The organism is Streptomyces sp. NPDC051636, assembly GCF_044453765.1.
In the GTDB taxonomy this organism is placed as follows: domain Bacteria; phylum Actinomycetota; class Actinomycetes; order Streptomycetales; family Streptomycetaceae; genus Streptomyces.
In genome coordinates, this window is sequence record NZ_JBITDA010000003.1 from 314,880 (window position 1) to 333,901 (window position 19,022).

Sequence of the window (19,022 nt, forward strand, 5' to 3'; positions counted from 1 at the left end):
CGGCTCTCTTCCTGCCCACCACCGAACTCCGCACCACAGCAAGGGACTTCACGACACAGCGAAGGCCCGCGCCTGGGGAGGCACGGGCCTTCGTCCCCTGGAACCGGACGATCATGGGCTCGGGTCAATGGGCCGGTGAAAGTCCGTTCCGCAGGCGGCGGCTGACGGAAAGGGGTGTGTCAGGCCGCCGCCTCGGGGTCCTTGGAGAGACGGGGGGCCGGAACCGTGTCCGCCGTCTCGGGGTAGTGGCACGCCGTGAGGTGGCCGGGCTTGTTGCCCTCCACCTGGACCAGCGGCGGGGCCTGAGTCGCGCACTTCTCCGTCGCCTTCCAGCAGCGGGTGCGGAAGCGGCAGCCGGAGGGCGGGTTGATCGGGGACGGCACGTCGCCGGTGAGCCGGATGCGCTCGCGGGCCGGAGCGTCGTCCACCGTCGCCTCGGGCACGGCGGACAGCAGGGCCCGCGTGTAGGGGTGACGCGGGTTGCCGTACAGGTCCTCGCGGTCGGCGATCTCCACGATCTTACCGAGGTACATGACGGCCACGCGCTGCGAGAAGTGCCGCACGATCGCCAGGTCGTGGGCGATGAAGACGAACGCGATGCCGAGTTCCTTCTGGACCTTCTGGAGCAGGTTGACGACCTGCGCCTGGATCGAGACGTCCAGGGCCGACACCGGCTCGTCCGCCACGATCAGCTTCGGCTCCAGGGCCAGCGCGCGGGCCACCCCGATGCGCTGGCGCTGGCCGCCCGAGAACTCGTGCGGGAAGCGGTTGTAGTGCTCGGGGTTGAGACCCACGATCTCCAGCAGTTCGCGGACGCGCTTCTCGTGGCCGCCGGGCGGGTTGATGCCGTTGATCTCCATCGGGCCGGAGATGATCTTGCCGACCGTGTGCCGCGGGTTCAGCGAGGCGTACGGGTCCTGGAAGATCATCTGGATCTCGGACCGGACCGGAGCCAGGTCCTTGCGGCCGGCGTGCGTGATGTCCTGCCCGCGGTACAGAACCTTGCCGCCCGTCGGCTCCAGCAGCCGCGTGATCAGCCGGCCCGTCGTCGACTTGCCGCAGCCGGACTCGCCGACCAGGCCCAGGCTCTCGCCCTCGGATACCTGGAAGTCGAGCCCGTCGACGGCCTGGACGTGGCCGACCGTACGGCGGATGGGGAAGCCGCCCTTGATCGGGAAGTGCTTGGTCAGCCCGGAGACGTCCAGGAGGGGAGTGGTGCTGCTCATGGTGGTGAAATCCCGTCTCTTGTACGTCAGTGGGCCTTGCTGGCGGCAAGGTCGGCGAGGAACTCGCGGCGCTGGTCGTCGGTCAGGTGGCAGGCGTTGCCGCGGCCGTCCACGACCTGCAGCAGCGGGCGCTCCGTCGAGCACCGGTTGCCCTCGACCTTGTCGGCGAAGGCGCAGCGCGGGTGGAAGCGGCAGCCGGACGGCGGGTTCAGCAGCGACGGCGGCGAGCCCGGGATCGGGTTCAGCGGCACGTCGACCGGGCCGTCCAGGCTCGGCATGGAGCCGAGCAGACCCCAGGTGTAGGGGTGCTGCGGCGCGCGCAGCACCTCCTCCTTCGACCCGCGCTCCACGCACCGGCCGCCGTACATCACCAGGACCTCGTCCGCGATGTCGGCGATCACGCCCAGGTCGTGGGTGATGAAGATGATCGCGGTGCCGAACTCCTGCTGGAGGTCCTTGAGCAGGTCCATGATCTGCGCCTGCACGGTCACGTCGAGGGCCGTCGTCGGCTCGTCGGCGATCAGCAGCTCGGGGTCGCAGACCAGTGCCATGGCGATCATCGCGCGCTGGCGCATACCGCCGGAGAACTGGTGCGGGTAGTCGTCCACCCGCATCTCCGGCTGCGGAATGCCGACCCGCTTGAGCATCTCGACGGCCCGCGCCCGGGACTCCTTCTTGGAGGCGCCGGTGTGCTTGCGGTACACCTCGCCGATCTGCGTGCCGATGGTGTGGTACGGCGACAGCGAGGCCAGGGCGTCCTGGAAGATCATCGCCATCTTGTTGCCGCGGAGCTTCTCTAGCGCGCGCTCCGAGGCCCCGTTCAGCTCCTCGCCGTCGAGCTCGATGGAGCCCTCGACCTTGGTGCTGTCCGGGTTGTGCAGGCCCAGGATGGTCAGGTTGGTGACCGACTTGCCGGACCCCGACTCACCCACGATGCCCAGGGTCTTGCCCCGCAGGAGGTCGAAGGAGAGGCCGTCGACGGCCTTGACGGTGCCGTCCTCGGTCGAGAAGTGCACCTTCAGGTCCTTGACGGACAGGAAGGGCTGCTGATCGGTGCTCGTCACGGGGACGCTCCAGAGGGGGGTGATGCGGGGTTGCGGTCGGGGGCGGGCGGGGTCAGGCGAGCCGGATCCGCGGGTCGATCAGGGCGTAGCAGGCGTCGACGACGATGTTGGCGACGACCACGAAGGCAGCGGTGATGATCATGACGCCGAGGAGCATCGGGAGGTCGTTGTTCATCACCGACTTCACGGAGAGCATGCCGAGGCCCTGGAGGCTGAAGGTCTTCTCGGTGATCATCGCTCCGCCGAGCAGCACGCCCATGTCGATACCGAAGATCGTGACGATCGGGCCCATCGCGCCGCGCCAGGCGAAACGGAAGAAGACGTTGCGCCGGGACAGGCCCTTGGCGCGGGCGGTGCGGACGTAGTCCTCGCTGAGCGTCTCGACCAGTTGGGAGCGGGTCATACGGGTGTAGTTGGCGGTCCAGATCAGCGCCAGGACCAGCCACGGCACGAGCAGGCCGCTGAACCAGGCGCCCGGGTTCTCGCTGAAGGGCGTGTACGAGGGCTGCTCGAGCAGGTGCGACTGGTACACGAGGAGGTACAGGGCCACCGGGCCGACGAAGTAAATCTGCATCGACGACGCGATCAGAGAGGCGGAACTCGCGATCTTGTCGGTGGGCCGGCCCTGCTTCACCGCGGCGAGCATGCCGGTGCCGATGCCGAAGACGAGGAAGACGACCGAGGAGCCGAGGGCGAGGGAGGCCGTGGTCGGGAACCGGTCCAGGACCGTGGCGAGGACGGGCTCGCGGTTGATGAACGAGTAGCCCAGGCACGGGGCGTCGCAGTGGCCGAAGCCCGTGTAGTCCCGGCCCACGAAGATGGCCTCCAGCCAGTGCCAGTACTGGACCGGCATCGGGTCGGCGATCCCCATGTTGTGGCGGATCACTTCGAGCGTCTCCGGCGTGCAGACCTTGCCGCAGGCGACTCGGGCCGGGTCGCGCGGCACCGCGTAGAAGAGCATGAACGTGATCGCGCTGATGATCACCAGCGTGATCGCGGCGCCGAGGAGTCGGCGGACGAGGAAGCGAAGCATGGGGGTTGGCTTTCCTGGGAGGGCCGTCGTGCGGATCGGGCCGGGCCGGGGTGGCCGGAGGCCCGGTGGACGAGCCGAGGGTGGGGCGGTCGGTCACCGCCCCACCTCTCAGGGATGGATCAGGCCTTGACGTACATCTTGTAGAGCATGCAGCCGTCGAAGTTCGGGTCCATCTTCACGTTGCCGAGCTTCGAGCCGTGGATGTACAGGCGCTTCATGTACACGTCGGGGATGAAGGCGCCCAGCTCGGTGACCTGCTTGTCCAGCGCGGCCCACATGGCGTTGGCCTTGTCCTGATCGGTCTCGGAGGTGGCGGCCTTGATCGCCGCGTCCACGTCGTCGTTCTTCAGGTGGCAGTAGTTGGTGCCCTGGTCCACCACGTTGTGGCTGTCGAACAGCGGCTGGAAGACCGAGTAACCGGTCGGCCAGTCGGCGGACCAGCCACCCCAGTAGATGTCGTACTCGTTGTCGATCTTGCCGATCTGGTCGTACCAGGTGGTGGAGTCGATGCCCTTGGAGACGACGTCGAAGCCGGCCGCCTTCAGGGCGTTCTCGACGACGACCTTGACCTTGGCGTTGATCGGGTCCTGCTGGTAGGCGTAGACGACCTTGGTGCCGAGCTTGCCGGCCTTCTTCAGGATCGCCTTGGCGGCCTTCGCGTCGCCCGCCGGGTTCTTCAGCTTGCCCCAGACGTCCTGCGACTTGTAGCCGGCGACGAGCGGGCTCATGATGCCGGTCGCGTAGTCACCGCGGTGGGTGCCGCCCTGGATCTGACGGATGCCGGCGGTCGGCCAGGCACGGATGATGGCCTCGCGGACCTTGATGTCCGTGACGCGGGTCTGGTTGATCCAGTAGACGCTGGTGCCGCTGCTGAGGTCCTCGAAGAGACGGTCCTTCGCCTTGGTGGTGGCCTGCTGCTGGCGCGCCTGCGGGACCGTGCGCCAGGAAACGGCGTACTGGTCGTTGCCGGAGTCGGCGATGATGCGGTCGGCGGCGGTCTCCGCCTCGATGCCGAAGGTGAAGTCGAACTCGTCCGGGTACGCGTTGCGGATCGGGTCCGTGTTCGGGTCCCAGTGCTCGTTGCGGACCAGGACCATCGACTTGTCGGTGGCGTGCGACTTGATCTTGTAAGGACCGTTCGACAACGGCTTCTTGTCGTAGTCCTGCTTGGTGTCGTGCTTCACCGGGGTGGGAGCGTACGAGCTCATGGCGAGCACGTAGTTGAAGTCCGGGCGCGCCTCGGAGAGGTGGAAGGTGATGGTCTTCCCGCTCGTCGTGATCGACTTGAGGTGCTTGTTGCCCTTGAAGGGACCCGCGTAGGACTTGCGGTACTCCTGGCTGCCCGTCAGCCAGGTCTGGGCGTACACGGCGCCCTCGGTGATGAAGTTGGCGAAGGCGCGCTCGAAGCCGTGCCGGACGTCGTCGACGGTGACGTCGGAGCCGTCCTCCCACTTGACGCCGTCCTTCAGGGTGAAGGACCAGGTCTTGCCGCCGTCCTTCATGGTGCCCGTGTCGGTGGCGAGGTCACCGACCAGGGTCATCGAACCGTCGTCCGCGACCTTGTAGTTGGTCAGGCAGCGGTTGAGGACGATCGACGCGAGCGAGTTCCAGGCGTAGTAGACGCGCTGCGGGTCGAGGTGGGAGAAGTCGTCGTCGTTCAGCAGGTAGACCTTGCCGCCCTTCTTGGCGCCGGAGACCTCCGGAGCCGGGCCCTTGGAGTCCTCCGCCGTGCCGATCTTGACCGTGGTCGTGTGGGCCTTGGCCGCTTCCTGCTTGCCGGTGTTGCCGGAGCTGCTGGAATTGCCGCTGCTGCACGCGGTCAGCACGGAGCCGGAGGCGGCGGCAACGCCAGTGGCTATCAGGAAGTTTCTGCGCGAGAAGGACATCGCATCCTGCCTTGGAGTGGGTTGATGAGACAGATCCGGCACTTCGGCGTCCTTGCCGAAGTCCTGAAGAGGGCCGGAGTCAGCGCTTGGTCTTCGGGTCGAGCGCGTCGCGCACCGAGTCACCGAGGAGGTTGAACGCCAGCACGAAGATCACCATCGTGATGCCGGGGAAGAGCAGGAAGGTGATGTCGTCCTGGTAGAAGCCGGTGGCGTACCCGATCATGACGCCCCAGTCGGGGGTCGGGTCCTGCATGCCGACACCGAGGAAGGCGAGGCCCGCTTCGGTGGTGACCATCAGCGGCAGCAGGAGCGTGCCCTGGATCAGGATCGGCGTCCACAGGTTGGGCAGCAGTTCCTTGAAGATGATGCGGGCCGGAGAGGCACCCGTGACCTTCGCCGCCTCGACGAACTCCCGCTCACGCAGGGCCAGTACCTGACCACGCAGCAGTCGGGCGATGGAGGCCCAGCCGAAGACGACCAGGAGCGAGATCAGGGAGACCACGACGATCCAGGTCGGAGTGTCCTCGTTCGGGGGCACGAACAGGTTCAGGACCACCGGCGTGAACGCCACGAAGAACAGCTGCTGAGGGAAGGCGAGCAGGATGTCGATGACCCGGCCGAAGAACCAGTCGGTCTTGCCGCCGATGTAACCCGCGGTGACGCCGATCGCCACACCGACGATCATGACGAGGATCGTGATGGCGGTGGAGATCAGCAGCGAGTTGCGGATCGCGTAGAGCAGGAAGGTGAAGACGTCACGGCCGAGCTGTGGGTCGATGCCGAACCAGAACTCGCTGTCGATGCCGCCGTTCGGCTTCGCCGGAAGGCCGTTGTCGCCCAGCAGACCGGGCGTGTTGAGGCCGTATGTCGTGTACGGGTCCTTTCCGTACAGCTTGGCTATGAGCGGTGCGGCGAGACCGATCATGAAGAAGGCGATCACGATGATCGCCGAGATCACACCCGTACGGTCCCGCTTGAACCGGCGCCAAGCCAGCTGTCCCGGGGACCTGCTCTCGTTGCCCTTGGAGTCGGGAGAAGTGATCGACTTCTCGACGCTCTCGTCGGTCACCTCGAGCGGGGCAGCCGCAGATGGAGTTGGGGGGGTCATGGTGCTCCTGGCCCAGGGAGGGTCTGATGACTCCGCAGGGCGCTCCCCTACGGGCTACGCCGGACTTTTTCAACGCAATTCATTCAAGGTCAATAAATTCTCGGGCGGCTTGGCTTTGTCTTTACCCTCTTTGCTTGCACTTGACCATTCCGTAGCTACGCGGGTAGCGCGCCGTGATCTATCCGTGCTTCACATCGGACTAATTAGACTAATCGGGCAACAAGTTCGATATGCGGACGCCTGTGTGTCGACATGCGTACATCGACCGGTCCGAATCCAACGTTTCGGCATCGTTGCACGGAGATCCGTTGCGCCCCGCGCGTAAGGTCACCCAGCCCGACGTCCGGGCCCCGCGGGCATCCGGATGATCTGTCCCTCTAAAGGCTCCATGACGGGGGGTCAGCCGTGCGTTATGCGTCTTGTCTGTTGATATTGACCGATAAGTGATCGGCGTCCACGGAGGAGACACCCATGCGCGCAGCCACGCACGCCAGACGCGCCGCCTGCGCGGCGGCGGTGGCGCTCGCCGCGACGGCCTGCGGGGGCGGCGGCGGGAGCGGCAGCGGTGGAAACGGCGGCGCGGTGCTCAGTTCGTCCTGGGGTGACCCGCAGAACCCGCTGGAGCCGGCCAACACCAACGAGGTGCAGGGCGGCAAGGTCCTCGACATGATCTTCCGGGGTCTGAAGAAGTACGACCCGAAGACCGGCGCGGCCGTGGACATGCTGGCCGAGAAGATCGACACCCCGGACTCGCGGAACTTCACGATCACCGTCAAGGACGGCTGGACCTTCTCCAACGGCGAGAAGGTCACCGCCAGATCCTTCGTCGACGCCTGGAACTACGGCGCCGGCCTGAGGAACAACCAGAAGAACGCGTACTTCTTCGGCTACATCGAGGGCTACGACAAGGTCCACCCGGCCCAGGGCGCGCAGAGCGCCGACACGCTCTCCGGCCTCCGGGTCGTCGACGACCGGACCTTCACCGTCAGGCTCAACCAGAAGTTCTCCGGCTTCCCCGACACCCTGGGCTACGCGGCGTTCGCACCGCTGCCCCGGGCGTTCTTCTCCGACCACGCGGCCTGGGTGAGGAAGCCGGTGGGCAACGGGCCGTACACCATCGAGTCGTACACCAGGGGCTCGCAGATGTCCCTGAGGAAGTGGGACGGCTACCCCGGCGCGGACAAGGCGCGCAACGGCGGCGTGACCCTCAAGGTGTACACGGACAACGACACCGCCTACACCGACCTGCTGGCCGGCAACCTCGACCTGGTCGACGACGTCCCCGCCTCGCAGCTGAAGAACGTGAAGAACGACCTGGGCGGCCGCTACATCAACACCCCGGCCGGCATCATCCAGACCCTCGCCTTCCCCTATTACGACAAGGACTGGAACCGGAGCGGCACGGAGAAGGTACGCAAGGGCCTGTCCATGGCGATCAACCGCAAGCAGATCACCGACACGATCTTCCAGCAGACCCGTACCCCGGCCACCGACTGGACCTCGCCGGTCCTCGGCGCGGACGGCGGCTTCAAGGACGGGCTGTGCGGGGACGCCTGCGAGTACAACCCGGGCGAGGCCAAGAGGCTGGTCCAGGAGGGCGGCGGGCTGCCGGGCGGCCGGCTCAGCATCACCTACAACGCGGACACCGGATCGCACAGGATGTGGGTGGACGCCGTGTGCAACTCCATCAACAACGCCCTCGGCAACGACAAGGCCTGCGTCGGCAACCCGGTCGGCACCTTCGCCGACTTCCGCAACCAGATCAGCCGGCACAAGATGCCGGGCCCGTTCCGGGCCGGCTGGCAGATGGACTACCCGCTCATCCAGAACTTCCTGCAGCCGCTCTACTACACGAACGCCTCCTCCAACGACGGCAAGTGGTCCGACAAGGACTTCGACAAGCTCGTCGACCAGGCCAACGCCGAGACCGACCCGGCCAAGGCCGTCCAGACCTTCCAGAAGGCCGAGGAGGTCGTCCGGGACAACATGGCCGCGATCCCGCTCTGGTACCAGAACGGCAGCGCAGGCTACTCCGAGCGGCTGTCCGACGTGGCGCTCAACCCCTTCAGCGTCCCCGTCTACAACGAGATCAAGGTCGGCTGAGCCGCCATGGGGCGCTACGTCGCGAGGCGTCTGCTCCAGATGATCCCGGTGTTCGTCGGGGCCACTCTGCTGATCTTCCTGATGGTGAACGTGATGGGCGACCCCGTCGCCGGCCTGTGCGGCGAGCGGCAGTGCGACCCGGCGACGGCCGCCCAGCTGAAGAAGGAGTTCGGCCTCGACAAGCCGGTGTGGCGGCAGTACCTGACCTACATGGGGAACGTCTTCACCGGCGACTTCGGCACCGCGTTCAACGGGCAGAAGGTCACCGAGCTGATGTCCACGGCGTTCCCCGTCACCATCCGGCTGACGATCGTGGCGGTCCTCCTCGAGATCGTCATCGGCATCACCCTGGGCGTGCTCACCGGGCTGCGGCGCGGCCGGCCCGTCGACACCGGCGTGCTGGTGGCCACCCTGGTCGTCATCTCCGTCCCCGTCTTCGTCACCGGTCTGCTGCTCCAGCTCCTGCTCGGCGTCGAGTGGGGCTGGATCAAGCCGTCGGTCCCGTCCGAGGCCACCTTCGACGAGCTGATCGTGCCCGGCCTGGTGCTGGCCTCCGTCTCGCTCGCCTACGTCACCCGCCTGACCCGCACCTCCATCGCGGAGAACAAGCGGTCCGACTACGTCCGCACGGCGATCGCCAAGGGCCTGCCCAGGCGCCGCGTGATCACCCGGCACCTGCTGCGCAACTCGCTCATCCCCGTGGTCACCTTCATCGGCACCGACATCGGCGCCCTGATGGGCGGCGCGATCGTCACCGAGCGGATCTTCAACATCCACGGCGTGGGCTTTCAGCTCTACCAGGGGATCCTGCGTCACAACACCCAGACGGTCGTCGGCTTCGTGACCGTCCTCGTCCTGGTGTTCCTGGTGGCCAACCTGCTCGTCGACCTCCTCTACGCCGTACTCGACCCGAGGATCCGCTATGCCTGAGCAGCCGTACGAGCCCGAGGGCGCCATCGCGGGCACCGGCATGGGCGGCGCGATGGACCTGGCGGCGAGCGAGGCGGTGACCCTGGAGAGGACACCGGGAGGCCCGCAGGGAACCGGCCCGGCGGGCAGGCCGCGCTCCCTCTGGTCCGACGCCTGGCGGGACCTGCGCCGCAACCCGGTCTTCGTCATCTCCGGGCTCGTCATCCTCTTCCTGGTCGTCATCTCCCTGTGGCCCTCGGCGATCGCCTCCGGCAACCCCCTCAAGTGCGACCTCGCCAAGGCCCAGGAGGGCTCCCAGCCGGGCCATCCCTTCGGGTACGACGGTCAGGGCTGCGACGTCTACACGCGGACCGTCTACGGCGCCCGTACGTCCGTCACGGTCGGCGTCTGCGCCACGCTGGGGGTGGCGCTCCTCGGGTCGGTGCTCGGCGGGCTCGCCGGGTTCTTCGGCGGTGTGTGGGACGCGGTCCTCTCCCGCGTCACCGACATCTTCTTCGCGATCCCGGTCGTCCTCGGCGGTCTCGTCCTCCTCTCCGTGGTGACCAGCAACACGGTGTGGCCGGTCGTCGGGTTCATGGTGCTGCTCGGCTGGCCGCAGATCTCCCGCATCGCCCGCGGCTCGGTCATCACCGCCAAGCAGAACGACTACGTCCAGGCCGCCCGCGCCCTCGGCGCCTCCGCCCCCCGCATCCTGCTCAGGCACATCGCCCCCAACGCGGTCGCGCCGGTGATCGTGGTGGCGACCATCGCGCTGGGCACCTACATCGCGCTGGAGGCGACCCTGTCGTACCTGGGCGTCGGCCTGAAGCCGCCCAGCGTCTCCTGGGGCATCGACATCTCCGCCGCGTCCCCCTTCATCCGCAACGCCCCGCACGCCCTGCTGTGGCCCTCCGGCGCGCTGGCGGTCACCGTCCTGGCGTTCATCATGCTCGGCGACGCGGTGCGCGACGCCCTCGATCCGAAGCTGAGGTGACGGCGGCATGCTGCTGGAAGTGCGTGACCTGCACGTGGAGTTCCGCACCCGGGACGGGGTCGCCAAGGCCGTCAACGGCGTGACCTACGGGGTGGACGCGGGGGAGACGCTCGCGGTGCTCGGCGAGTCCGGCTCCGGCAAGTCCGTCACCGCGCAGGCGGTCATGGGCATCCTCGACATGCCGCCTGGGCGGATCACCGGCGGGGAGATCCTCTTCCGGGGCCGGGACCTGCTGAAGCTGAAGGAGGAGGAGCGGCGGAAGGTCCGCGGGGCGCAGCTGGCGATGATCTTCCAGGACGCGCTGTCGTCGCTCAACCCCGTGCTGTCCGTGGGCGACCAGCTCGGCGAGATGTTCGTCGTACACCGCGGGATGTCCAGGAAGGACGCCCGGGCCAGGGCGGTCGAGCTGATGGACCGGGTACGGATTCCGGGCGCGGCGCAGCGGGTGCGGGACTATCCCCACCAGTTCTCCGGCGGCATGCGCCAGCGCATCATGATCGCCATGGCCATGGCGCTGGAGCCGGCCCTCATCATCGCCGACGAGCCCACCACCGCGCTCGACGTCACCGTGCAGGCCCAGGTGATGGACCTGCTCGCGGAGTTGCAGCGGGAGTACCACATGGGGCTGATCCTGATCACCCACGACCTGGGGGTCGTCGCGGACGTGGCCGACCGGATCGCGGTGATGTACGCGGGCCGGATCGTCGAGTCGGCCCCCGTGCACGACATCTACAAGTGCGCCGCTCATCCGTACACCCGCGGCCTGCTGGACTCCATCCCGCGCCTGGACCTCAAGGGCAAGGAGCTCTGCGCCATCAAGGGCCTGCCGCCGAACCTCACGCACATCCCGCCGGGCTGCGCCTTCCACCCGCGCTGCCCGATGGCCCGGGACGTGTGCCGGACCGACGAGCCGCCGCTGTACGAGGTCGCCGAAGACCGGGGGAGCGCCTGCCACTTCTGGAGGGAGTGCCTGCATGGCAGCCTCGACGACTGAGCCGATCCTGGAGGTCAGCGGGCTCGTCAAGTACTACCCGCTCACCCGCGGAATCCTGTTCAGGAGGCAGATCGGAGCGGTCAAGGCCGTCGATGGCGTGGACTTCACCCTCGGCAGGGGCGAAACCCTCGGCATCGTCGGCGAGTCCGGCTGCGGGAAGTCCACGGTCGCCAAGATGCTGTGCAACCTGGAGCGGCCGACGGCGGGTTCCATCCGGTTCAAGGGCGAGGACATCACCAGGCTGTCCGGCCGGGCCCTGAAGGCCGTACGGCGCAACATCCAGATGGTCTTCCAGGACCCCTACACCTCCCTCAACCCCCGTATGACGGTGGGGGACATCATCGGGGAGCCGTACGAGATCCACCCCGAGGCCGCCCCGAAGGGCGACCGGCGCAGGAAGGTGCAGGAGCTGCTGGACGTGGTCGGCCTCGACCCCGAGTACGTCAACCGCTATCCGCACCAGTTCTCCGGCGGCCAGCGCCAGCGCATCGGCATCGCACGGGGGTTGGCGCTCCGCCCGGAGGTCATCGTCGCCGACGAGCCGGTCTCGGCCCTGGACGTGTCGGTGCAGGCGCAGGTGATCAACCTGCTGGACCGGCTCCAGGCGGAGTTCGACCTCTCCTACGTCTTCATCGCGCACGACCTGTCGATCGTGCGGCACATCTCGGACCGGGTCGGGGTGATGTACCTCGGCCGGATCGTGGAGATCGGCAGGGACGCGGAGATCTACGAGCACCCGACGCATCCCTACACCCAGGCACTGCTGTCCGCCGTGCCCGTTCCCGACCCCGAGGCCCGCGCACGCCGGGAGCGGATCATCCTCTCGGGTGACGTGCCGTCCCCGACGAACATCCCCTCCGGCTGCCGCTTCCGCACCCGCTGCTGGAAGGCGCGGGAGCGCTGCGCCCTGGAGGTACCGGCGCTGGCGGTCCCCGCCGAGTTCCGCCTCACGGCCGGTCCGGCGGCCCACGACTCCGCCTGTCACTTCGCGGAGGAGAAGCAGGTCGTACCGCCCGGGGAGCACGGCAACGGGCCGGGGTGACATAGCGCACCCCGGCCCGTTTACGGCACCCGCACGGCCGTACGCTGTTCAGCCTCGCGCGTCCGTATATCGGTACCGCTTCCGTGAAGTTGCCTGCGTGTTAACGCGGTTCGTGGGTGTTTGCGCGGTTATGCGAGCGAACGCTTGAGGAAGTCCACCTGGAGCAGCAGCAGGTTCTCCGCGATCTGTTCCTGCGGGGTGAAGTGCGTGACGCCGGACAGCGGGAGCACCTCGTGCGGGCGGCCGGCGGCGAGCAGGGCCGAGGACAGGCGCAGGGAGTGCGCGACCACCACGTTGTCGTCGGCCAGCCCGTGCACGATCATCAGCGGGCGGTGCGGGTCGGCCGGAGCGGAGAGTCCGTCGTCGGTGACCAGGCTGCTCTTCGCGTACGCCGCCGCGTCCGTGGCCGGGTCGCCCAGGTACCGCTCGGTGTAGTGGGTGTCGTACAGCCGCCAGTCCGTCACCGGGGCGCCCGCGATGCCCGCGTGGAAGACGTCCGGGCGGCGCAGGACGGCGAGGGCGGCCAGGTAACCGCCGTAGGACCAGCCGCGGATAGCCACCCGGGACAGGTCCAGGGGATACCGCTCGGCGAGACCCTGGAGCGCCTCGATCTGGTCGTCCAGGGTGAGGGTGAAGTCGCGGTGGACCGCCTTCTCCCAGGCGGGGGAGCGCCAGGGAGTACCGCGGCCGTCGGCGACGACCACCGCGAAGCCCTGGTCGGCGAACCACTGCGAGGTCAGATACGCGTTGTGCGCGGCGACCACGCGGGGGCCGTGCGGGCCGCCGTACGGGTCGAGGAGTACGGGGAGGGGAGCGCCGCCGGCGGTGTCACCGGGGTAGTCGGTAGGCATAAGCACGGCGCACGGAATTTGCCGTGCGCCCCCCTGGGTGAGTGTCACGCGCGGGGACAAACCGGGGTCTTCGGTGTACGACATGACAGTTGCCAGTCGTTTCCCGTCACGCAGCACCTGTACACGGGCGCCCGGGCGGTCGAGTGCTGCGGAGACCAGCACGGTCACGCCTCCGGCGCGTACCGCCGAATGCACGCCGGGTTCCTGCGACACGCGCTCCAGGCCGAGCTCGTTGACCCGGTACACATGGACCTCGCCGATTTCCGGCGCCTGGGCCTCCTCGCCCGCCGAGGCCGAGACCAGCACGTCGCCGGCGGCGACGTCCAGCACCGCACGGACGTGCAAGGGCGCGCCGGTCAGCGGGCGTTCGCCGACCGTCAGCACCCGCGCACCGCCCTCGTCAGCGATCCGGACGAGCTGTCCCGAGGGACTCCAGCAGGGCACCCCAGGGAAAAGTTCAAGCCATGTTGGATCTTCATCGGCATGGACCATTCGAGTCGCCCCCGAGTCCGGGTCGACGGCCAGGAACAGCTGGCTGCGCTGATCCCGCGCCTGCACCAGGAGCAGCGGTGCCCCCGCGTCTGACCAGTGCACACGCGCCAGATACGGGTAGCGGGCCCGGTCCCAGACGACCTCCGTGCGCGTGCCGTCGAGTCCGAAAACGAACAGGCGGACCTCCGCGTTCGCGGTCCCCGCCGCCGGGTACGCGACGTGGCTTGGCTCACGCTCCGGGTGGGCCGGATCGGAGATCCACCACCGCCGCACCGGCGTGTCGTCCGCGCGGGCCACGAGCAGCCGGTCCGACTCCGGGGCCCACCAGAACCCCCGCGAACGCGCCATCTCCTCGGCCGCGATGAACTCGGCCAGGCCATAGGTGACACCCTCCGACTCCGGCTCCGCCAGCGCCCGGTCGCCCTCACCCTCGGCGCCCACCACCCGCAGGGCGCCCCCGGCGACGTACGCCACGTGCCGTCCGTCGGGCGCCGGGCGCGGGTCGATCACCGGCCCGGGGACGGGGAGTTCCGTCGCGGTGCCGACCCGCAGCTCCGCCGTGAACAGCCGCCCTGACAAGGCGAAAGACGCCAGCTCCACGGCCGCGTCGGTGGCGTAGCCGACGATGCCGGCACCGCCCTCCCGGCTGCGTTCGCGGCGTGCCCGCTCCTCGGGCGAGAGCTGTTCCGAGGCGCCTCGCAGCAGGGCGCGCGGGTCGGCCGCCAGCCGCTCGGCGCCGCCCGCCACATCGAGAACCCACAGGGAGTTCGCCCGGTCCGTACCGGAGTGCGAGCGCAGGAACACGACACGCGAACCGTCGGGCGCCACCGTGAACGAGCGCGGCGCGCCGAGGGTGAACCGCTGGGTGCGGGCGTGCCGTCGGGGGAAGGAGTCAGGCTCGGTCGTCATGCCCTGACCATATTGGCCATGCGCCCCCTTGTGCGGCCGTGCGCCGAGCGATGCGCGAGCACGGATAGTTATGATCACTACCACCGAGTGGGTATGAACCTGCTGGCTTCTGTATGGAATTGCTGGATCGATCTACAACCCCCATAGTCGAAAGCCCCACGTCCCTGGGATCTTTGGAGGTGAGCCGCCGTGGCACTCTCGATTTCGGCGGTGGTGCTGCTGGCGATCATCGTCTTCCTGCTGGTCAAGAAATCAGGCCTGAAGGGCGGCCACGCGGTCGTCTGCATCCTCCTCGGCTTCTACCTCGCCTCCTCGACCGTCGCCCCGACGATCAACGAGCTGACGACGAACGTCGCTAGCATGATCGGCAGCATCAAGTTCTGACGACGCTCGACCGGAACACGGATCCCGGAGGACACCGGCTCCTGGGCGGCGAGGTGCGACCCCGTTGGTTGCCGGGTTGCCGGGCCGCCCAGCGTGAAGGCTCAGCATCGGGGACGCCATCGACTGGGTGGAGCTCATCGCGCTCGCCATCGCCACCCGCTCGACGACGACGGGTGACAGACGACCGGGCAGGTGGTGGGAGACGGGCGGTCGCCTCATAGGCTGGGTCCATGACGGAACTGCCCGCCCGGCGTCTGCTGCTGGTGCACGCGCACCCGGACGACGAGTCGATCAACAACGGCGCGACCATGGCCGAGTACGCGGCCCGCGGTGCCCACGTGACGCTGGTCACCTGCACCCTCGGCGAGCGCGGCGAGGTCATCCCGCCGGAGCTGCGGCACCTGACCGGCGCCGCCCTGGGCGAGTACCGCCTGCGCGAGCTCACCGCCGCGATGCGCGCACTGGGTGTCACGGACTTCCGCCTGCTCGGCGGTGCGGGGCGCTACGGCGACTCCGGGATGATGGGCATCCCCGACAACGACGACCCCGCCTGCTTCTGGCAGGCCGACGTCGACGAGGCCGCCGGACACCTCGTCGAGGTGATCCTCGAGGTCCGCCCCCAGGTCCTCGTCACCTACGACGACCACGGGGGGTACGGCCACCCGGACCACATCCAGGCCCACCGCGTCGCCATGAGAGCCGTGGAGCTGGCCGCCGAGGCGGGCTGGCGGATCCCCAAGGTCTACTGGAACCGCGTCCCGCGCCCGGTCGCCGAGGCCGCCTTCGCCCGCCTGCGGGACGACCTGCCGGGTCTGCCCTTCGCCAAGACCGCCGTCGTGGAGGACGTACCGGGCGTGGTCGACGACGACCGGATCACCACCGAGATCGACGGCGCCGCGCACGCCGCCGCCAAGGCCGCCGCGATGCGCGCGCACGCCACCCAGATCGAGGTGGCCCCCGACGCGCCGTACTTCGCGCTCTCCAACGAGCTGGCGCAGCCCCTGTTCAGCACCGAGTACTACGAGTTGGTGAGCGGCGAGCGCCCGGCCGTGCGGGAGACCGATCTGTTCGCCGGGACCGAGGAGGCGTCATGAGTGCCGCAGGCCGGGGTTCGATGCTCGCCCAGCCGTTGCAACGCCCCTCCGCCGGACGGGCCGCCGCCTGCCTGGGGCTGTTCTTGCTCGGCGCGGTGACCGCACTGGCCGGGTCCCTGGTGCAGGCCGGCTGGTTCCCGGGCGGGCTGCTGCTCGCCCTGGCGGGCTCGGCCGGGCTGTTCCTCGGCGGGGCGCGCGCCCTGGGCAGCCGCGCGGGGGCGGTCGCGCCGGCGGCCGGCTGGATCGTCACCGTCATCTTCCTCACCGCCAGCCGCCCCGAAGGGGACTTCCTGTTCGGCGCGGGCGGCGGCTCCTACCTGTTCCTGCTCGGCGGCATGGCCGTTGCTGTGATCTGCGCCACCCTCGGGCCCGGGCGGCGACCCGGGGGCGATGCCGCCCGACTTGGCAAGTGACGTACCACTTCGCCGTACGGCACGCGTGCGAGTCCGGTGTGGGTTTCCCCAGCGGTCGTGGGATAAGCGCCAGAAGCGGCCAGTATGGTGGTGCGCGCCGCCGAGCCTCCCCCAGACGCTCGACTTCGCTCGTGCTCGGGGGGGACACCGTGAGGTCGTGACGGGCGGCGGAGCCAACCGGGAGAACCTGCCTTGAGTCGTGAAACTGACACTCCGTCCTCCGGGCCCAACGGGCGCGGCGGAGCCGCATACCCCTCGGGCACGCCGCCGTACGGGACCCCCATGGTTTCCGCCGACGGTACGGACGCGGGCCGTTCGGCCGCGCAGCCGGAGGAGCGCAAGACCGAGACCACGCTGACGACCCGGATCCGGATCAACATCCCCGGATCACGGCCGATCCCGCCGGTTGTGGTGCGCACGCCCGTCGCGGATGCCGAGGGCATCGGCGACGACGCGGGAGCGGACCCGCAGCCGGCGGCCGCCGCGACGTCCACCGGCACCGCCGAGTCGCCCGCCGAGCCCGCGGCACCGGCACCGGCAGCGGCCGAGGAGAAGACCAGCGACTGGTTCGCGCCCCGCAAGTCCGGCGCGGGCAAGGGCGGTCAGAGCGGCGGCGGCACGAACGGCGCCGGTCTGCCGGGCGGTTCCGCCGCGGGCGGTACGACGGCTCCGGGCGCGGGCGCCGCGGGCGGTGCGCGTCCGGGGGGTTCCGGCACCTCGGGCGGCGCGCGTCCGGGCACCGGCCGTCCCGGCGGCGTGGTCGGCTCCATGAGCGTGCCGGGCGGTTCCCGGCCCGGCGGCACGAACGGCGCGGGGCTCCCCGGCGCCACCGGCGGTCCCGTGGCTCCGGGACACGGCGGCGGCACCGGCTCCTTCGACGTGACCGAGGCGCTGGCCGCGGGTCCGCTGGGCAACGGCTCCCGCCCCGGCTCCGGTGGCAGCGGCGAGCCGCGCCGCGACGACCTGCCGTACTTCGCGGAGAACGACCGCGGCGGCCAGAACGGCCAGAGCGGCCCGGCCGGACCCGGTGGCCCCAGCAACTTCGGCGGTCCGAACGGCCGCGGCGGCCCCGGTGGCCCGCAGGGCCCCGCCGGCCCGACCAGCGGTCCGGTCACCGGCGACGGCCCGCTGGCACCACCCGTCGGCGGTACCCCGGGCGGACCCGGCGGCCCGGGCAACGCCGGCATGGACCCCGGCTTCGCGTTCGACGCCCCGGACTTCGGCGGCCCGAGCGGCCCCGGCGGCCCCCGTACGACCCCCGGCGCGGGCCCCGGCACCGGCGGCCCCGGTGGCGGCATGAGCGACGACACCGCGATTCTCACCCCGCAGAAACCGGCCCCCGAGCCCGACACGCCCGGCTACGGTTCCCCGGCCGACAACGTCTCCGGGCACACCGTCACCAGCGGCATCCCCGTGGTCCCGCCCGGCGCGAAGTCCCCGTTCGGACCGGGCGCGCACACCGACGGCCCGCTGCCGCACACGCCCCCCAAGCTGCCCGAGCCGGTCGCGCAGAACGTGCCGGAGACCAAGCCCAAGAAGAAGGGCCGCAACAAGCTGGTACTGCTCGGCAGCGGCTTGGTCGTGGTCGCCGGTGTCGCCTACGGCGCCGGGCTGCTCATGAACCACTCCGACGTGCCCAAGGGCACCACCGTGCTCGGCGTCGACATCGGCGGCGGCACCCGCGACGAGGCGGTCAAGAAGCTCGACGACGCCTTCGGCGACCGGGTGAACAAGCCGCTGAAGCTGTCCGTGGGCGGCAAGACGGTCTCCCTCACGCCGGACAAGGCGGGCCTGCAGTTCGACTACCAGTCCACGGTCAGCGCGGCGGCGACGAGCGACTACAACCCCGTCCACGTGATCGGCTCGCTCTTCGGGCAGCACCGGGTCGTCGAACCGGACATGCCGGTCGACGAGGAGAAGCTCCAGGCCGCCCTGCAGGACACCGGCGGCGGCTCCGGCTCGGTCACCGAGGGCACGATCGAGTTCAAGTCCGGCAAGGCCGTCGCCGTGTACGGCAAGGCGGGCAACGCCATCGACGCCGGCCGGGCGACGGAGGCCGTCGAGGAGGCGTACCGCACCGAGGTGGAGACGGCCTCGTCGACTCCGGTGACGGTGCCGACGACCACCAAGCAGCCGACGATCTCCAACGCGGAGGTCGACCGGATGATGAAGAAGTTCGCGGAGCCCGCGATGTCGGGCAACGTGACGGTGCGGACCGACGCCGCGCACATGGTCGTCTTCAGCCCGCAGAACTCGCTGCGGAAGTTCCTGAGGGTGAAGGCCGTCGACGGCAAGCTGGTCGACGCCCCCGACAAGGCCGTCCTGAAGGAGCTGTACGGCCACGCCTTCGACGGTGTGCTGATCACCCGGGCCAACGGCAGGAAGACGGCCGTCACGGTCGAGGACGTGTACCTCGCCCTGCGCCCGGCGCTGATGAGCACGACCAACCGGGTCGCCGTCATCGACACCGACCCCAGCTGACCCGGAGAGGGGGCGCCCGGTGATCACACAGGGCGCCCC

15 protein-coding genes are annotated in these 19,022 nt (G+C 69.4%); 9 read left to right on the top strand and 6 right to left on the bottom strand.

Features of this window, described 5'->3' with window-relative positions; genetic code table 11:
* Positions 1-179: 179 nt before the first annotated feature.
* From ACIBBH_RS08455 to ACIBBH_RS08475, 5 genes are all read right to left on the bottom strand, one after another.
* A complete protein-coding gene (locus ACIBBH_RS08455) occupies positions 180-1,226 on the bottom strand; it encodes an ABC transporter ATP-binding protein (protein ID WP_399403267.1) in 1,047 nt (348 codons plus the stop codon).
* A 26-nt stretch (positions 1,227-1,252) separates the two neighbouring features.
* Complete coding sequence (locus ACIBBH_RS08460; protein ID WP_399403269.1) at positions 1,253-2,290, bottom strand: ABC transporter ATP-binding protein; 1,038 nt, start codon at positions 2,288-2,290, stop codon at positions 1,253-1,255.
* Positions 2,291-2,342: 52 nt separating this feature from the next.
* Positions 2,343-3,323 carry an ABC transporter permease gene (locus tag ACIBBH_RS08465; protein ID WP_399403271.1) on the bottom strand — a complete coding sequence of 327 codons (981 nt, stop codon included), beginning with the start codon at positions 3,321-3,323 and terminating at the stop codon, positions 2,343-2,345.
* A gap of 119 nt (positions 3,324-3,442) precedes the next feature.
* Positions 3,443-5,209 carry an ABC transporter substrate-binding protein gene (locus ACIBBH_RS08470; protein WP_399403273.1) on the bottom strand — a complete coding sequence of 589 codons (1,767 nt, stop codon included), beginning with the start codon at positions 5,207-5,209 and terminating at the stop codon, positions 3,443-3,445.
* A 79-nt stretch (positions 5,210-5,288) separates the two neighbouring features.
* Positions 5,289-6,317, bottom strand: a complete 1,029-nt coding sequence (locus ACIBBH_RS08475; protein ID WP_399403275.1) for an ABC transporter permease — start codon at positions 6,315-6,317, stop codon at positions 5,289-5,291.
* Positions 6,318-6,788: 471 nt separating this feature from the next.
* Here ACIBBH_RS08475 and ACIBBH_RS08480 point away from each other — a divergent pair, with 471 nt between their 5' ends.
* Genes ACIBBH_RS08480 through ACIBBH_RS08500 form a run of 5 tightly spaced genes read left to right on the top strand, consistent with a single transcriptional unit; the run spans position 6,789 to position 12,359 of the window.
* Positions 6,789-8,420, top strand: a complete 1,632-nt coding sequence (locus ACIBBH_RS08480; RefSeq protein ID WP_399403277.1) for an ABC transporter substrate-binding protein — start codon at positions 6,789-6,791, stop codon at positions 8,418-8,420.
* A gap of 6 nt (positions 8,421-8,426) precedes the next feature.
* On the top strand, positions 8,427-9,350 hold the full coding sequence (locus ACIBBH_RS08485; protein WP_399403279.1) for an ABC transporter permease: 924 nt from the start codon (positions 8,427-8,429) through the stop codon (positions 9,348-9,350).
* The gene (locus ACIBBH_RS08490; protein ID WP_399403281.1) at positions 9,343-10,323 is read left to right on the top strand and encodes an ABC transporter permease; all 981 of its coding nucleotides are present in this window, start codon (positions 9,343-9,345) and stop codon (positions 10,321-10,323) included. The genes ACIBBH_RS08485 and ACIBBH_RS08490 overlap by 8 nt, the downstream gene beginning before the upstream one ends.
* Positions 10,324-10,330: 7 nt before the next feature.
* Entirely contained in the window at positions 10,331-11,317 is a 987-nt protein-coding gene (locus ACIBBH_RS08495) for an ABC transporter ATP-binding protein (RefSeq protein WP_399403283.1), read from the top strand.
* A complete protein-coding gene (locus ACIBBH_RS08500; protein WP_399403285.1) occupies positions 11,298-12,359 on the top strand; it encodes an ABC transporter ATP-binding protein in 1,062 nt (353 codons plus the stop codon). The genes ACIBBH_RS08495 and ACIBBH_RS08500 overlap by 20 nt, the downstream gene beginning before the upstream one ends.
* A 128-nt stretch (positions 12,360-12,487) precedes the next feature.
* Here ACIBBH_RS08500 and ACIBBH_RS08505 read toward each other — a convergent pair whose 3' ends face one another.
* Positions 12,488-14,611 carry a prolyl oligopeptidase family serine peptidase gene (locus tag ACIBBH_RS08505; RefSeq protein ID WP_399403288.1) on the bottom strand — a complete coding sequence of 708 codons (2,124 nt, stop codon included), beginning with the start codon at positions 14,609-14,611 and terminating at the stop codon, positions 12,488-12,490.
* Between the two features lie 189 nt (positions 14,612-14,800).
* Between ACIBBH_RS08505 and ACIBBH_RS08510 the strand changes: the two genes are divergently transcribed.
* From ACIBBH_RS08510 to ACIBBH_RS08525, 4 genes are all read left to right on the top strand, one after another.
* On the top strand, positions 14,801-14,995 hold the full coding sequence (locus ACIBBH_RS08510; protein WP_190013027.1) for a hypothetical protein: 195 nt from the start codon (positions 14,801-14,803) through the stop codon (positions 14,993-14,995).
* A gap of 230 nt (positions 14,996-15,225) precedes the next feature.
* On the top strand, positions 15,226-16,089 hold the full coding sequence (mshB, locus tag ACIBBH_RS08515) for an N-acetyl-1-D-myo-inositol-2-amino-2-deoxy-alpha-D-glucopyranoside deacetylase (protein ID WP_399403290.1): 864 nt from the start codon (positions 15,226-15,228) through the stop codon (positions 16,087-16,089).
* On the top strand, positions 16,086-16,502 hold the full coding sequence (locus ACIBBH_RS08520) for a DUF6113 family protein (RefSeq protein ID WP_399403292.1): 417 nt from the start codon (positions 16,086-16,088) through the stop codon (positions 16,500-16,502). The genes mshB and ACIBBH_RS08520 overlap by 4 nt, the downstream gene beginning before the upstream one ends.
* Positions 16,503-16,694: 192 nt before the next feature.
* Complete coding sequence (locus ACIBBH_RS08525; RefSeq protein WP_399403294.1) at positions 16,695-18,983, top strand: hypothetical protein; 2,289 nt, start codon at positions 16,695-16,697, stop codon at positions 18,981-18,983.
* Positions 18,984-19,022 lie beyond the last annotated feature (39 nt).

Excerpts from the sequence above, each read along its gene's own strand:
- ACIBBH_RS08455 (WP_399403267.1), bottom strand. The coding sequence starts at position 1,226 with ATGAGCAGCACCACTCCCCTCCTGGACGTCTCCGGGCTGACCAAGCAC.
- ACIBBH_RS08465 (WP_399403271.1), bottom strand. The coding sequence starts at position 3,323 with ATGCTTCGCTTCCTCGTCCGCCGACTCCTCGGCGCCGCGATCACGCTG.
- ACIBBH_RS08470 (WP_399403273.1), bottom strand. The coding sequence starts at position 5,209 with ATGTCCTTCTCGCGCAGAAACTTCCTGATAGCCACTGGCGTTGCCGCC.
- ACIBBH_RS08475 (WP_399403275.1), bottom strand. The coding sequence starts at position 6,317 with ATGACCCCCCCAACTCCATCTGCGGCTGCCCCGCTCGAGGTGACCGAC.
- ACIBBH_RS08480 (WP_399403277.1), top strand. The coding sequence starts at position 6,789 with ATGCGCGCAGCCACGCACGCCAGACGCGCCGCCTGCGCGGCGGCGGTG.
- ACIBBH_RS08485 (WP_399403279.1), top strand. The coding sequence starts at position 8,427 with ATGGGGCGCTACGTCGCGAGGCGTCTGCTCCAGATGATCCCGGTGTTC.
- ACIBBH_RS08490 (WP_399403281.1), top strand. The coding sequence starts at position 9,343 with ATGCCTGAGCAGCCGTACGAGCCCGAGGGCGCCATCGCGGGCACCGGC.
- ACIBBH_RS08495 (WP_399403283.1), top strand. The coding sequence starts at position 10,331 with ATGCTGCTGGAAGTGCGTGACCTGCACGTGGAGTTCCGCACCCGGGAC.
- ACIBBH_RS08500 (WP_399403285.1), top strand. The coding sequence starts at position 11,298 with ATGGCAGCCTCGACGACTGAGCCGATCCTGGAGGTCAGCGGGCTCGTC.
- ACIBBH_RS08505 (WP_399403288.1), bottom strand. The coding sequence starts at position 14,611 with ATGACGACCGAGCCTGACTCCTTCCCCCGACGGCACGCCCGCACCCAG.
- mshB (WP_399403290.1), top strand. The coding sequence starts at position 15,226 with ATGACGGAACTGCCCGCCCGGCGTCTGCTGCTGGTGCACGCGCACCCG.
- ACIBBH_RS08520 (WP_399403292.1), top strand. The coding sequence starts at position 16,086 with ATGAGTGCCGCAGGCCGGGGTTCGATGCTCGCCCAGCCGTTGCAACGC.